Below are 13,958 nucleotides of genomic sequence, written 5' to 3' on the forward strand. Positions count from 1 at the left end.
GCTGGGAGAACCTCACTGAGGAGGTTTTTCAACGAAAAGGAGCGCTTCTCTGCCGCGCCGACTCCCACCAGGCCGAAGGCTCACCTGGCCGCTCCAGGCGGACGCCTTTCGCTCTCGGCAGCAACGACATGGGCCTTCGCAGAACATCCCTGCGTCGGCCTTTCCCCGCCTTCACCGGAGCTGATGCGCCGGCCGGCGGGGCGATGCCGTCCCTCGGGGGCGCCAATCGTTGAGAGAGCCTCACCGAGGCCTTTCCACACGTGGTCCTGGAAGGCCATGGAACGGGGGTCTCGGCAGTGCCCGAGGTCATGACGTTGCAGGTCACGGCATCGTCCCCGGCTGCAGGCCTCCCCTCTCGGCCTGCGGGAGCGGCGTGCTGAAAAGGTTCGGTCCGTGCGGGCTCCAGCGCCGGTGACGGGACACGACCACAGTGCCGGTGGTCCGCTGCGGTGGAGCGTTCGGCCGGGCGTGGTCGGGAGGCGCCTCGATTTCGTCCGCCGGGGGTGTTCGCAGGAGCGGTGCGCGGTGTCGTGGTTCGTCGCGGCAGAAAGGAGGTCAGCCGCCTGCGGGGAGTTCCAGGTCGCTCTTGGCGAGTTCCTCGATGTTGACGTCCTTGAAGGTGACGACGCGGACGTTCTTGACGAAGCGGGCGGGGCGGTACATGTCCCAGACCCAGGCGTCCTGCATGGTCACCTCGAAGAAGGTCTCGCCGTTGCCGGTGCCGTGGACCTGGAGATCGACCGAGTTGGTCAGGTAGAACCTGCGCTCGGTCTCGACCACGTAGGTGAAGAGCCCGACGACGTCCCGGTACTCGCGATAGAGCTGGAGCTCCATCTCGTTTTCGTATTTTTCGAGATCTTCGGCGCTCACGCTCGTGCTCCCTCCCCCGCAAGGCCGAACACGCCGGTCCGCGCCCCATTGTTCCCCACCCTCGCCACGTTCACGAATGACAGGCGGTGTTCCGGGCAGGGGCCGTGGGCGCTGAGCGCCGCCGTGTGCTCGCGGGTGACGTAGCCCTTGTGCACGGCGAAACCATACTGGGGATACCGCTCGTGGAGCTCGACCATCAGCCGGTCCCGGGTCACCTTGGCGACCACCGAGGCCGCGGCCACGCAGGCGGCGACGCAGTCGCCCTTGGGGACGGCCAGTCCCGGCACGTCCAGGCCGGGCACCCGGAAGCCGTCGCTGAGCACATAGCCGGGTCTGACCTCCAGCTGGGCCAGCGCCCGGCGCATGCCGGTGATGTTGCACTGGTGCAGGCCGAGGCGGTCGATGTCGTGCCTGGGGATGATCACGGTCGCCCAGGCGACGGCCCGTTCCACGATCTGCGCGTAAAGCTCCTCGCGGCGACGCGCGGTCAGCAGCTTGGAGTCGGTCAGCCCGTCGATCAGAGCGCGCCGGCCGGAGGGCAGGATCACCGCTGCGACGACCAAAGGACCCGCGCACGCGCCGCGCCCGGCCTCGTCCACACCCGCCACCGGGCTGAACCCGGCGTGCTGCAGGGCGCGTTCGAGCCCGTACAGTCCCGCATCGCGGCGGGGCGTGAACCGGAGCGGACGCCTCATCATGCCTCGAAGCGTACGTTCTGCCGAAGAGGCCCGTGGCACGGTTCCAGAGCACCCCTTGCGCGGAGCCTTCCCCACGATGACCGCGCGCGGACTTCAACCCCAGGACGGCCCGGGCGCCGGGGACCAGCCGGATGCCCGCTCCGGGCGAACCGCACCTGAACACAGCCCGGTCACGCGGCCGGCGGCAAGGAGCACGACGCCGAAACCGTCCACCTCCGGGTCGGCGAACAGAGCCGAGGGAGTCCGCGCCGTCCCGCGGGCATCCGCCGCAGGAGGCGGCCGCCCGTCCGCCATGCCGGCTCGTGAACGCCGGAGCCCGGAAAGCGGTGGCCCTCCACGCCGGTGGGCCGGGTCAGGACCGCTTGCTCGCGCGTTCCGCCAGACGCAGCCGCAGGCGGCGGTTGAGCCAGGTGATGGGGACGGCGCCGATCAGTCCCAGGGCGAACGGGGTGGCCGGCAGGAGAGCCCCGGCGGCGTTGAGGGCGGGCTGCTTGAAGGTCTTGGGGATCGGCAGGACGTCGATACGGTTGAGCGGCCAGATGACGACGAACGCGCGGCCGATCACCCGGCTTTCGGGGATGGCGCCGCCGCCGGGGTCGCCGCGGTGCTGGCGGGAGTCGTAGGAGACCTCCCGGTGGTCGCCCATCACCCACAAGTTGCCGGGCTGGACGGTGACGTCGAACGGCTCGTTGGAGGGCTTGTTCTGCTCCCCGGTCACCGGGTCGGTGTACAGGTAGGAGCGCTCATCGAGGGGGACGCCGTTGACGGTGACGCGTCCCTCGGCGTCGCAGCACTTGACCCGGTCGCCGGGCAGACCGATGACTCGCTTGATGTAGTCCTTCTCACCGGGGATGAAGCCGAAGGCGCCGCCGATCCAGTGGAAGGCCTTGACGATCGGGTTGGTGGGCTCGGCGACCTCGATCTCCGGGTCCCAGGAGTCCAGGCCGTTGAAGACCACGATGTCGCCGCGCTGCACGTCCCGGGTGTGGTAGACGATCTTGTTGACCAGCACCCGGTCGCCGATCTGCAGGGTGTTCTCCATCGAGGCCGAGGGGATGTAGAAGGCCTGGATGGCGAACGCCTTGATGACCAGCGCCAGCACCAGCGCCACCGCGATGAGGATGGGCAGTTCCTTCCAGAAGGAGCCCTCCTTGGCCTCCTTCTTGCCGTCCTCTTCGGGCTCCTCGCCGTCTGCGAAGTCCTCGCCGCGAGCCACGGTCTCTTCCTCCGAGGGGTTGACGGCCGCGCTGGGAGAGGACCCGTTCAGGCGATCTTCGGCGACTCCCTCGCCGGGGGTCACGGCCTGCTTGTTGTGGGGCACCGCGCCCTCGGCCTCGGAACGCACGTTTCTCCGATCGTCCTCGTGAGTCATCAGGGCGAGCCTATAGCGGGCGGCCTTGGGAGCCCGGCCGCGCATCGCCGTGTCGCCCGCCATGAACCCGCAAACAGCCGACACCGATCACATACGGAACGCCCCGGTCACCGCTGAGGGTTCCCGGGGCGCTGCAGCGGCCCGGAGGCGGGCCGCAGTGCTCAAGACTCGCGCTTCTCCTTGATGCGGGCGGCCTTGCCGCGCAGGTTGCGCAGGTAGTAGAGCTTGGCGCGGCGGACGTCACCGCGGGTGACGACCTCGATCTTCTCGATCGAGGGGCTGTTGAGCGGGAAGGTCCGCTCCACGCCCACGCCGTAGCTGACCTTGCGGACGGTGAAGGTCTCCCGGGCACCGCCGCCCTGCCGCCGGATCACCACGCCCTGGAAGACCTGGATCCGGCTCCGGTTGCCCTCGGTGACACGGACGTGCACCTTCAGCGTGTCGCCCGGACGGAAGTCCGGGATGTCGGCACGCATCGCGGCCTTCTCGATCTCCTGGATCAGGGTGTGCATGACAGCGGTTCCTCGTCCTCGGAAGCCGGCATCGAGAGGCCCCGAACGAAAGTGGGGGCGTCGCGCCGCGCAAGTGGATCTTGCTTCGTGGAAGTCGTGAGGCAGCCCGGACACAGGGGCGCCGACGCTCTAGTCTGCCACAGGTTCGCCGCCCGGCGGCAATCCGGCCTCGGCGAGCACCTGCCGGTCGCGCTCGTCCAAGCGGGCCGGGTCCAGTGCGGCGATCAGGTCGGGGCGGTTGGCGGCGGTGCGCCGCAGCGCCTGGTCGCGCCGCCAGCGGGCGATCGCCGCGTGGTGGCCCGACAGCAGGACCTCCGGGACGGCCCGGCCCCGCCACACCGGGGGCTTGGTGTAGACGGGTCCTTCCAGCAGGTTCTCCATGGAGCCGGGGGCGAAGGAGTCGTCGGCGACCGAGTCGGCGTTGCCCAGCACCCCCGGCACCAGCCGGCCGACGGCCTCGACGATGACCAGCACCGCGACCTCGCCGCCGGCCAGGACGTAGTCGCCGATGCTGACCTCATCGACCCGCATCCGGGTGCGGGCCTCCTCGACGACGCGCGAGTCGATGCCCTCATACCGTCCGCAGGCGAAGATCAGCCAGGGCTCTGCGGCCAGTTCCACGGCCATGGCCTGGGTGAACGGCCGTCCGCTCGGGGTCGGCACGATCAGCCGCGGCGCGGCGTCGGCGCTTTGGCCGCCCGGGGCGATGGCGTCCAGGGCCTCGCCCCACGGGTCGGGTTTCATGACCATGCCGGGGCCGCCGCCATAGGGGGTGTCGTCGACGGTGCGGTGCCGGTCGTGGGTCCACTGGCGCAGGTCATGGACGTGCACCTCGATGAGGCCGCGGCGGCGCGCCTTGCCCAGCAGGGAGATGTCCAGGGGCGCGAAGTAGTCGGGAAAGATGGAGACGATGTCGATCCGCATGGGTTTTGAGGGCTTGCTCGTCAGGACTCGTCCAGCAGGCCGGGAGGCGGATCGATGACGATACGGCCGCCGGCGACGTCCACCTCGGGGACCAAGGCGGCGACGAAGGGCACCAGGGCCTCACCGCCGGTTTCGCGGCGGATCACCAGCAGGTCCTGGGCGTAGTGGAGGATGTCGCGGACGGTTCCGACCGGGGTGCCGTCGGTGGTCACCGCCGTCAGCCCGATCAGCTCATGGTCGTGGAACTCGTCGGGATCCTCCAGGGGAGGCAGGTCCCCGGTGTCGACGACCAGCCACGTGCCGCGCAGTTTCTCGGCGGCGGTGCGGTCGTCGACACCGGTGAAGCGCAGGAGCAGACGGCCGACGTGCCAGCGGGCGCGCTCGACCGTCAGCGGCCCAAGGTGCGGCGGGTCGGTGTCGAGCACGGCACCGGGCGCGAACCGGGCATCGGGATCGTCGGTCCGCACATCCACCGTGACCTCGCCGCGAACGCCATGCGGCCGGCCGATGCGGCCGACCACCACCTGATCGTCTCGCATCCGGTCAGCAGAGCGGGACGGGGGCCGGGCGAGCCGGGGCCGGCACGTCAGCGGACCTCATTGATGTCCAGCAGGTCCACCCGTACATGCCGGCCGCCGGACAGGCTGCCGATGACGGTGCGCAGGGCCTTGGCGGTGCGCCCGCTGCGGCCGATGACCTTGCCGAGGTCATCGGGGTGCACCCGCACCTCCAGGACCCGGCCGCCCTTGATCCGGCGGGGACGCACCTGGACGTCGTCCGGGTGCTCGACGATCCCGCGGACCAAGTGCTCGAGCGCTTCTTCGAGCACGCCTCAGCCCTCGCTCTTGGCTTCTGCGGCCTCACCCGACTCGGTGGCCTTGGACTCGGGCTTGGCCTTCTTCTTGGCCTTGGGAGTGGTGGCGGGAGCCTCGTCCTCCTTCATGGCCTCCTTGAGGGCGGCCTCGTAGCGGGCCTTGCGGTCGGGCTTGGGCTCGGCCACCTTGAGCGTGCCCTCGGCACCGGGCTCGCCCTTGAACTTCTGCCAGTCGCCGGTGATCTTGAGGATCTTCAGCACCGGCTCGGTCGGCTGCGCGCCCACGCTGAGCCAGTACTGCGCCCGCTCGGAGTTCACCTCGATCAGCGAGGGCTCCTCCTTGGGGTGGTACTTGCCGATCTCCTCGATGGCCCGGCCATCCCGCTTGGTGCGGGCATCGGCGACGACGATCCGGTACTGCGGGTTCCGGATCTTCCCCAGACGCTTGAGCTTGATCTTGACTGCCACGGGTGTGGTGTTCTCCAGATTCCAGATGGCTGAGCGGACCTGCACCAGGTGGGGACGCTGCTGCCGGTTGCTCGATGGACTCCGGTGCGCCAGGACGAGAGAGGGCAGCCTGCCGCCACCGGGTTTCCAGCCTGTCATTCTGCCAGACGAACGGCCCTGAGGTGCAATCGCGCAACAACGAGCCGTCACCGCAGGTAATGGCCGCTGCAGCCGGTGCATGCCGACCGGGCGCGTCCTCATGGAAACGGTTGCGCCCGGCTTCGTCCCGCCCGGGCGGGACGGCCCGCGGTCACTTCTTCTTCTTGCGGACCTGCAGTTTGTTCAGGTCGGGCATCTGGAAGCCGGGGGGAAGCGCGCCCGGCAGCCCGCCGGGAAGGCCGCCGCCCAGCGCCGGGGGCAGCCCCTGGGGCAGGGCGTCCGGCGCGGGGCGGGCGTCGCCGGAGCCCTTGGCCGCGGCGGCGCGCTTGCGCGGGTCGCCGCTGCGCTGCTTGCCCTTCTTCTTGGCGCTCTTGCCCTTGGCGGCCTTGCGGCGGCCGCCGCCGGGCATGCCCGGCAGGCCCATTCCGCCGACCACCTGGCGCATCATCTTCTGCGCCTCGAAGAACCGGGTGACCAGGTTGTTGACCTCGCTGACCGTGGTGCCCGAGCCGGCTGCGATGCGGGCCCGGCGGGAACCGTTGATGATCTTGGGGTTGGCGCGCTCGGCCGGGGTCATGGAGCGGATGATGGCCGCGACCCGGTCCAGGTCCTTGTCGTCGATCTGGTCGAGCTGGTCGCGCATCTGCCCCATGCCCGGCAGCATGCCCAGCAGGTTCCGGATCGGCCCGAGCTTGCGGACCATCATCATCTGCTCGAGGAAGTCCTCCAGCGTCAGATCCTCGCCCGAGGCGAACTTGGCGGTCATCCGCTCGGCCTGCTGGGCGTCGAAGGTCCGCTCGGCCTGCTCGATCAGGGTGAGGATGTCACCCATGTCGAGGATGCGGCCGGCCATCCGGTCGGGGTGGAAGAGGTCGAAGTCCTCCAGCTTCTCCCCGGTGGAGGCGAACATGATGGGCCGGCCGGTGATGTGCCGCACCGACAGGGCGGCGCCGCCGCGGGCGTCGCCGTCCAGCTTGGTGAGCACCACCCCGTCGAAGCCGACGCCGTCCATGAACGCCTGGGCGGTGTTGACCGCGTCCTGGCCGACCATCGCGTCGACCACGAACAGGATCTCGTCGGGGGAGACCGCGTCGCGGATGTCGATGGCCTGCTGCATCATCTCGGCGTCCACGCCGAGCCGGCCGGCGGTGTCGATGATGACCACATCGTGCTGGGCGCGCCGGGCCTCCTCCACCGAGCGGCGGGCCACCTGGACCGGGTCGCCGACGCCGTTGCCCGGCTCGGGGGCGAACACCGGCACCCCGGCCCGCTCCCCCATCACCTGCAGCTGCTGGACCGCGTTGGGACGCTGCAGGTCGGCGGCGACCAGCAGCGGGGTGTGGCCCTGGCCCTTGAGCCAGTAGGCCAGCTTGCCGGCCAGGGTGGTCTTACCGGCGCCCTGCAGGCCGGCCAGCATGATCACCGTCGGCGGGGTCTTGGCGAAACGCAACCGGCGGGTCTCGCCGCCGAGGATCTCGATCAGCTCCTCGTTGACGATCTTGACGACCTGCTGCGCCGGGTTCAGCGCCTGGGAGACCTCCGCCCCCAGGGCCCGTTCCTTGACGTGCGCGATGAAGTCCTTGACGACGGGCAGGGCCACGTCCGCCTCCAGCAGCGCGATGCGGATCTCGCGCGCGGTGGCGTTGATGTCCGCTTCCGACAGCCTGCCCTTGCTGCGCAGCGAGGAGAAGACCGACGTCAGCCGGTCGGAGAGCGTCTCGAACACGTGTGCGACCCGTCCTAGAAGACTCGTAAGGAATCAAACCTCAGGGTATCGAGGAATCCACGGGCGCCCGCCCGTATCCGAGCCCCGCCCGGACGGGGTCAGCGGAGCGCGGCCAGGACCTTCTCCCGCAGCGCCGACAGGGCGGCCGGTTCCCGCAGGGGACGGCCCTGGGCGTCCACCACGTAGAAGACGTCCACCGCCTCCGCGCCCAGGGTGTCCACCCGGGCCTTGTCGACCTGCAGGCCGCAGGCGCCGATGGCCTGGCCGATCCGCCACAGCAGGCCGGGCCGGTCGTGGGCGCGGACCTCCACCACCGTGGCGGTGTCGGAGGCGTCCTCGACGATGGTGACCCGCGGCGGCGGCACCGGCGCTCCCGGACGGCGGCGCACCGCCGCGGCGCGCCGTTCCAGCAGGCCCGCCACATCCAGCCGGCCGGCGAGCATCCGGCGCAGATCGGCCTCCAGGGCGGCCGGGTCGGGCGGGGTGCCGTATTCGGGGACGGCGGTGAAGTCCAGCACCGCGGTGCCGGCGCCGGCCGAGGCGAACACCCGGGCGGTCCGCACCACCAGGCGGTGCAGGGCCAGCACCCCGGCCGTGCGCCACAGCAGGCCGGGCCGGTCCGGCACCGCGACGGTGACCCGGGAGCCGGCGATCCGCACCGCCGCGCCGTCGTGGCGGGCCAGCGCCAGCTGCTCGGGGGTGGGGTCCAGCCCGTTGCGCGGGGGCGCGCCGCCGGCCAGGCAGGCGTCCACGCGCCGCACCAGCTCCTCGATCAGCCGGGCCTTCCAGGCGCCCCAGGCGGCCGGCCCGGTGGCCTGCGCGTCGGCGACCGCCAGCGCCGCCAGAATCTCCAGCACCTGCCGGCCCCGGCCGGGCACGGCCGACACCTTCTGGGCCACGGTCTGGATGGTCACCGGGTCGTCCAGGTCGCGCCGGGTGGCGGTGTCGGGCAGCAGCAGGTGGTGCAGCACGACCGTCTCCAGCACATCGGCGTCGGTGTCGCAAAAACCCATCCGGGCGGCCATCGTGCGGGCCAGCGCGGCGCCGGTGCGGGAGTGGTCGCCGGGCCGTCCCTTGCCGATGTCGTGCAACAGCGCCCCGACCAGCAGCAGGTCGGGGCGGGCGACGTCACGGGTCATGGCGGCGGCCCCGGCCGCGGTCTCCACCAGGTGCCGGTCCACGGTGAAGCGGTGGACGGGGTTGCGCTGCGGCCGGTTGCGCACCTGCTCCCATTCGGGCAGCTCCCGCACGATCACCCCGGCCTGGTCGAGCGCCTCCCAGACGGGGATCGCCGCGGGCCCGGCGCCCAGCAGCGACACCAGCGCGTCGCGGGCCTCGGCGGGCCAGGGCACCGGCAGCGGCGGGACCTTGGCGGCCAGCTGCTCGGCGGTGGCGGGCGCCAGCGGCAGCCCGGCCTGGGCGGCGGCCGCCGCCACGCACAGCGGCAGCACCGGGTCGGTCAGGTCGGCGCCGCGGGCCAGCACGACCTCCCCCTCGTGCTCGACGGCCCCATCGCCCACCGGGCGCCGTTCGACCCGCCCGCCGGGGCGGGCGACGCGGATGCCGCGGGGCCGGTCGGCGCAGAACCGGTCGACGTGCCGCCACAGGTTGTCGGCGGCATAGGAGACGGTGCGGGCGGCGGCGACGATGACGCGCAGCAGGGCGGCGCCGTCGGGCAGGCCCAGCAGGTGCGCCACGGCGTCCTGTTCCTGCAGGTGCAGCCGGTCTCCGGCGCGGCCGGTGGTCTCGTGCAGCGCGTGCCGGACGTCCAGCAGCAGGTCGTGGGCGGCGCGCACGCGCTCGCCGGGGCCGGGCACCGCCCAGGTGGCGGCGGCCGCCTGCATGGTGTACACGTCCCGCAGCCCGCCCTTGGCCTCCTTGAGGTCGCCTTCGAGCAGGAACGCCAGTTCGCCGCGGTCGGCCCAGCGCCGCCGGGTCAGCTCGGCCAGCTCGGCCAGCCGCCGCCGGGCCTGGGCGCGCCAGTCGGTCAGCACGACGGCGCGCAGCTGGTCGGCCAGGTCCTGGTCGCCGGCCAGCAGGCGGGCGCCGAGCAGGCCCATGGCGGCCTTGATGTCGCTGCCGGCGACCTTCCTGGCCTCCCGCACGGTGCGCACCGAGTGGTCCAGGCGCAGCCCGCGGTCCCAGACGGGGTACCAGATCCGGTCGGCGATCTGGGCGATGTCCGGCCGTCCCCGGTGCACCAGCACCAGGTCCAGATCGCCGCCGGGGGTCAGCTCTCCGCGGCTGTGGCTGCCCACCGCGACCAGCGCGACCTCCCGCGCGGCACCGGTGGCCTCCAGCAGCCCGGCCAGCCAGCGGTCCAGTTCGGCCCCCCGCCGCGCCCGGGCCGCCGCCAGCGCCTTGCGCGCCTCCTCCAGCCCGCCGGCCCCGGCGCCCTCCACCGCCGTGGCCGCCTTGAACCTTCCGGTCGTCTCTTTCAACCCCGTTCGCCTCCGAAGTCCCGCCCGCCTGACGTGCTCTGCCGTTCCGGTCGCCGCAACGCGCCTTCTTCAAGCACCTGGTCCCGAGCACCCGGCCTCAGGCACCGGCAGCGGGGTCTTGCAGGTGCCCGGTCCGTGTCGTCCCAAGTCGTCACGCCGCTCCCCGGCCCAGGACGGCGGCCCGGTGGCCGGGGGCCGCTGGGTTTCCTCGGCGCTCGACCGTTCGTTCACCCGGGCGTCCTGGACGCCTCGGGTGCTCCGCTTTGCCGCACCTTCGCCGTCTCGGCCGGCCCGGCTTGGAGACTCAAATCCCCATGCGAGCCGGCGGTCCGTCCCGCCTCTCTTCGGGAGCCTCGTTCACCCCGGCGCCCCGATATTCCGGTCGCCTCGAACGCCAGAAAATCCGGGACTTTTAACCACTGTGATTTTCTTGGTCTTTTCGGGTGCTCTCTTTGCCGTTCGCTGTGAGCCCTTGGGATTCCGCCCGTTTCGCATGCCCCGGATCTCAGGGCCGGTGGCCTTCCTCGTTCTCTCCCGCCGGCGTCTCGGCCCGGCCCCGCGGATCGCCCCGGCCACGGCCGCCTCCGCGCTCTCCCGCCGGCCGGGATCTCACTGACAGGCAGAAGGGCGTCCCGCCCCGCCGGCCTGCGGTTTGGGACGCCCTTCCTCGTCTCGCGCCCTGAGCGATTGCTCCCCCGATCCGTAGACGACCCGCTACAGGGCCTCGGGGCCGGTCTCCCCGGTGCGGACCCGCACGACCGCATCGACCGGGACGGCCCAGACCTTGCCGTCGCCGATCTTGCCGGTCTGCGCCGCCTTGACGATGGCGTCGATCACGTCGTCGGCGTCGACGTCGTCCACCAGGACCTCGACCCGCACCTTGGGCACCAGGTCGACCTTGTACTCGGCGCCCCGGTAGACCTCGGTGTGGCCCTTCTGGCGGCCGTAGCCACTGGCCTCGCTGACGGTCAGTCCCTTGACTCCGGCGGTCTCCAGTGCGGCCTTGACCTCGTCGAGCTTGAACGGCTTGATGACCGCGGTGATCAGTTTCATCTGTTATGCCTCAACCTTCGTGGGGGCGCTGTCGGCGGAGGACGCCGCGGCGATCCCGCCGGCGGCGCCACCGGCGTGGATGCTGCCGAAGTCGTAGGCGGTCTCGGCGTGCGAGGTGCTGTCGACGCCGGCCACCTCGTCCTCCTCGCTGATCCGGAAGCCCATGGTGACGTCGATGAGCTTGCCGATGATGTAGCTGACGACGAAGGAGTAGATGATGCTGGCGACCACGCCGACCGCCTGCTTGCCCAGCAGGCTCAGGCCGCCGCCGGCCAGCAGGCCGTCCGCGCCGCCGTCGTTGACGGCGGTGGTGGCCACCAGGCCGATCATCAGGGCGCCGATCACGCCGCCGACCAGGTGGACGCCGACCACGTCCAGGGAGTCGTCATAGCCCAGCTTGTACTTCAGGCTGACGGCGAAGGCGCAGAGCACACCGGCGACGAGGCCGATCACGATGGCGCCGATGGGGGTGACGAAGGCACAGGCCGGGGTGATGGCGACCAGGCCGGCCACCACGCCGGAGGCGATGCCCAGCGTCGTGGAGGCGCCGTGGCGCAGCTTCTCCACCGCGATCCAGCCGAAGGCCGCGGCGGCGGTGCACACCAGCGTGTTGATGAAGGCGACGCCGGAGACCGTGTCGGCGGCCAGCTCCGAACCGGCGTTGAAGCCGAACCAGCCGAACCACAGCAGGCCCGCGCCCAGCAGGACGAACGGCAGGTTGTGCGGCCGCATCGGGTCGCGCGGCCAGCCCTTGCGCTTGCCCAGCACCAGCGCCAGCGCCAGCGCCGCCGCACCGGCGTTGATGTGGACCACGGTGCCGCCGGCGAAGTCCAGGGCGCCCATCTCGCCGATCCAGCCGCCGCCCCACACCCAGTGGGCCAGCGGGGCGTAGACCACGGTCACCCAGATGACGGTGAAGACCACCCAGGCGCCGAACTTGGCGCGGTCGGCGATCGCGCCGCTGATCAGGGCGGTGGTGAGGATGGCGAACGTGGCCTGGAAGGCGACGAACACCAGGGTCGGCAGACCGTCGTCCACCTGGTTCTCCAGCCCCACCAGGCCCCAGTCACCGAGTCCGCCGATGACGCTGTTGAGCGCACCGCCGTCGCTGAAGGCGAGCGAGTACGCGTAGAGAGCCCACAGCACGCCGACCACGGCCATGCTGACGAAGCTCATCATCATCATGTTGAGCACGCTCTTGGCGCGGGTCATGCCTCCGTAGAAGAAGGCCAGGCCTGGCGTCATGAGCAGGACCAACGCCGCGCTCGTCATCACCCAGGCGGTGTTGCCGCTATCGATTTCCATCTCGGAGAGAGCCCCTCCTCGGCACGGAACGTTTGACTGGGTAGAGGTTCTGGCGTGGTGGTTTCACCCGAACGGCCCGGCTGTTTCAAAGGTGTGAAAACCAGCCGTCATATGTTTCGCGAGTGTTTCGAAACCCTCACCTGTGGCTCGTTCCAAAAACTCGCGGGTTTCCGGTCCGGACGTAGAGCCGTCTACGCCACAAACTCCCCAGAAATCATCAAGCGCCCCACATGTCGCAGGTGGGGCGCTTGACGGCCTCGGCTCCCGGGTCTCCAGAGCGGCTGCGGCGAAGGGGACTCACTCTCCGATGATCGCGTCCACGAACGGTTCGGCCTCAAAGGGCGCCAGGTCGTCGGGGCCCTCGCCCAGCCCGACCAGCTTGACCGGCACGCCCAGCTCGCGCTGGACCGCGATGACGATGCCGCCCTTGGCGGTGCCGTCCAGCTTGGTCAGCACGATGCCGGTGACGTTGACCACCTCGGCGAACACCCGGGCCTGCTGCATGCCGTTCTGGCCGGTGGTGGCGTCCAGGACCAGCAGCACCTCGTCCACCGTGGCCTGCTTTTCCACCACCCGCTTGACCTTGCCGAGCTCGTCCATCAGCCCGGTCTTGGTGTGCAGCCGGCCGGCGGTGTCGATGATCACCGTGTCGACCTTGCCCTCGATGCCCTGCCTGACCGCGTCGAAGGCGACGCTGCCGGGGTCGGCGCCCTCGCCCTTGCGCACCACCTCGGCGCCGACCCGCTTGCCCCAGGTCTCCAGCTGGTCGGCGGCGGCGGCGCGGAAGGTGTCGGCGGCGCCCAGCAGCACGGTGTTGCCGTCGCCCACCAGCACCCGCGCCAACTTGCCGCAGGTGGTGGTCTTGCCGGTGCCATTGACGCCGACGACCATCACCACGGCGGGCCGGTCGCCGTGCCGGGCGGTGCGCAGCCTGCGGTCGGTCTTCTCGTCGAACCCGTTGGTGACCTGCCGCAGCAGCTCCTCCCGGAGCAGCGCGCGGACCTCCTCGGGGGTGCGGGCGCCCATCACCTGCACCCGGGTCCGCAGCGCCTCGGTGATCTCGCGGGCCACCGCCACGCCGATGTCGGCCGAGATCAGGGTGTCTTCGATCTCGTCCCAGGCGTCCTCATCGAGGGTGTCGCGGGACAGCAGTCCCAGCAGGACGTGGCCCAGGGCGTTTTGGGACCTCGCCAGCCTGGCCCGCAGCCGCACCAGCCGGCCCGCCGACGGCGGCGGGATCTCGATCTCCGGTTTGGGCGGGGCCGCCGGTTCGGCCGGGGGCGCCCGCTCCAGCGTGGGCGCCGCCGGCTCCCGTTCCAAGACGGCGGTCGAGCCCTCCCCGCTCGCCGCCGGCCTCTCCGGCGGCGCAGACGGCAGGCGGGTGGTGCGGCGGGGCCGCACCAGGAGCAGGCCGCCCACCACGAGGGCGAGCACGGCCAGTGCGACTATGAGGATCACGTATTCCATAGCGTCCCCAGTCTCGCAGACGCCCTGCCATGGCTCCGCCAAGCGCCACGTCGCCCGTGATGTCCCGGCGCCCATCTATACGTGTCTATACGTGCGGCAAAGAAAGCCCGCGGACGTCCGGCATCACGGTCCCCGGCCACCGTCCCTTCCCGCCTGCGTCGCCGAATATC

13 protein-coding genes are annotated in these 13,958 nt (G+C 71.3%); all 13 read right to left on the reverse strand.

The window, feature by feature from the left end; all coding sequences use genetic code 11:
- Positions 1-555: 555 nt before the first annotated feature.
- Positions 556-870 carry a DUF2469 domain-containing protein gene (locus tag TCUR_RS16830; RefSeq protein ID WP_012853738.1) on the reverse strand — a complete coding sequence of 105 codons (315 nt, stop codon included), beginning with the start codon at positions 868-870 and terminating at the stop codon, positions 556-558.
- Positions 867-1,568, reverse strand: coding sequence for a ribonuclease HII (locus tag TCUR_RS16835; RefSeq protein ID WP_148233043.1), 702 nt, complete (start codon positions 1,566-1,568; stop codon positions 867-869). Before TCUR_RS16835 ends, TCUR_RS16830 begins: the two co-directional genes overlap by 4 nt.
- 352 nt (positions 1,569-1,920) lie before the next feature.
- The gene (lepB, locus tag TCUR_RS16840) at positions 1,921-2,940 is read right to left on the reverse strand and encodes a signal peptidase I (protein ID WP_148233044.1); all 1,020 of its coding nucleotides are present in this window, start codon (positions 2,938-2,940) and stop codon (positions 1,921-1,923) included.
- Between the two features lie 161 nt (positions 2,941-3,101).
- A complete protein-coding gene (gene rplS / locus TCUR_RS16845; protein WP_012853741.1) occupies positions 3,102-3,452 on the reverse strand; it encodes a 50S ribosomal protein L19 in 351 nt (116 codons plus the stop codon).
- Between the two features lie 129 nt (positions 3,453-3,581).
- Positions 3,582-4,376 carry a tRNA (guanosine(37)-N1)-methyltransferase TrmD gene (trmD, locus tag TCUR_RS16850; protein ID WP_012853742.1) on the reverse strand — a complete coding sequence of 265 codons (795 nt, stop codon included), beginning with the start codon at positions 4,374-4,376 and terminating at the stop codon, positions 3,582-3,584.
- Positions 4,377-4,396: 20 nt separating this feature from the next.
- Positions 4,397-4,915 carry a ribosome maturation factor RimM gene (rimM, locus tag TCUR_RS16855; protein WP_012853743.1) on the reverse strand — a complete coding sequence of 173 codons (519 nt, stop codon included), beginning with the start codon at positions 4,913-4,915 and terminating at the stop codon, positions 4,397-4,399.
- Between the two features lie 47 nt (positions 4,916-4,962).
- Positions 4,963-5,205, reverse strand: a complete 243-nt coding sequence (locus TCUR_RS16860) for an RNA-binding protein (RefSeq protein ID WP_012853744.1) — start codon at positions 5,203-5,205, stop codon at positions 4,963-4,965.
- Between the two features lie 3 nt (positions 5,206-5,208).
- The gene (rpsP, locus tag TCUR_RS16865) at positions 5,209-5,658 is read right to left on the reverse strand and encodes a 30S ribosomal protein S16 (protein WP_012853745.1); all 450 of its coding nucleotides are present in this window, start codon (positions 5,656-5,658) and stop codon (positions 5,209-5,211) included.
- 289 nt (positions 5,659-5,947) lie between these two features.
- Positions 5,948-7,522 carry a signal recognition particle protein gene (ffh, locus tag TCUR_RS16870; RefSeq protein ID WP_012853746.1) on the reverse strand — a complete coding sequence of 525 codons (1,575 nt, stop codon included), beginning with the start codon at positions 7,520-7,522 and terminating at the stop codon, positions 5,948-5,950.
- A gap of 98 nt (positions 7,523-7,620) precedes the next feature.
- On the reverse strand, positions 7,621-9,963 hold the full coding sequence (locus TCUR_RS16875; protein ID WP_012853747.1) for a [protein-PII] uridylyltransferase: 2,343 nt from the start codon (positions 9,961-9,963) through the stop codon (positions 7,621-7,623).
- A gap of 714 nt (positions 9,964-10,677) precedes the next feature.
- A complete protein-coding gene (locus tag TCUR_RS16880; protein WP_012853748.1) occupies positions 10,678-11,016 on the reverse strand; it encodes a P-II family nitrogen regulator in 339 nt (112 codons plus the stop codon).
- Between the two features lie 3 nt (positions 11,017-11,019).
- Positions 11,020-12,321, reverse strand: coding sequence for an ammonium transporter (locus TCUR_RS16885; protein ID WP_012853749.1), 1,302 nt, complete (start codon positions 12,319-12,321; stop codon positions 11,020-11,022).
- A gap of 297 nt (positions 12,322-12,618) precedes the next feature.
- On the reverse strand, positions 12,619-13,788 hold the full coding sequence (gene ftsY / locus TCUR_RS16890) for a signal recognition particle-docking protein FtsY (RefSeq protein ID WP_012853750.1): 1,170 nt from the start codon (positions 13,786-13,788) through the stop codon (positions 12,619-12,621).
- Between the last annotated feature and the right edge of the window lie 170 nt (positions 13,789-13,958).

The organism is Thermomonospora curvata DSM 43183 (genome assembly GCF_000024385.1).
Lineage (GTDB): Bacteria > Actinomycetota > Actinomycetes > Streptosporangiales > Streptosporangiaceae > Thermomonospora > Thermomonospora curvata.

Bases quoted from the DNA above. Each gene is read 5' to 3' on its own strand.
- lepB (WP_148233044.1), bottom strand. From the start codon at position 2,940: ATGACTCACGAGGACGATCGGAGAAACGTGCGTTCCGAGGCCGAGGGC.
- TCUR_RS16880 (WP_012853748.1), bottom strand. From the start codon at position 11,016: ATGAAACTGATCACCGCGGTCATCAAGCCGTTCAAGCTCGACGAGGTC.
- TCUR_RS16885 (WP_012853749.1), bottom strand. From the start codon at position 12,321: ATGGAAATCGATAGCGGCAACACCGCCTGGGTGATGACGAGCGCGGCG.
- TCUR_RS16835 (WP_148233043.1), bottom strand. From the start codon at position 1,568: ATGATGAGGCGTCCGCTCCGGTTCACGCCCCGCCGCGATGCGGGACTG.
- rimM (WP_012853743.1), bottom strand. From the start codon at position 4,915: ATGCGAGACGATCAGGTGGTGGTCGGCCGCATCGGCCGGCCGCATGGC.
- ftsY (WP_012853750.1), bottom strand. From the start codon at position 13,788: ATGGAATACGTGATCCTCATAGTCGCACTGGCCGTGCTCGCCCTCGTG.
- rplS (WP_012853741.1), bottom strand. From the start codon at position 3,452: ATGCACACCCTGATCCAGGAGATCGAGAAGGCCGCGATGCGTGCCGAC.
- trmD (WP_012853742.1), bottom strand. From the start codon at position 4,376: ATGCGGATCGACATCGTCTCCATCTTTCCCGACTACTTCGCGCCCCTG.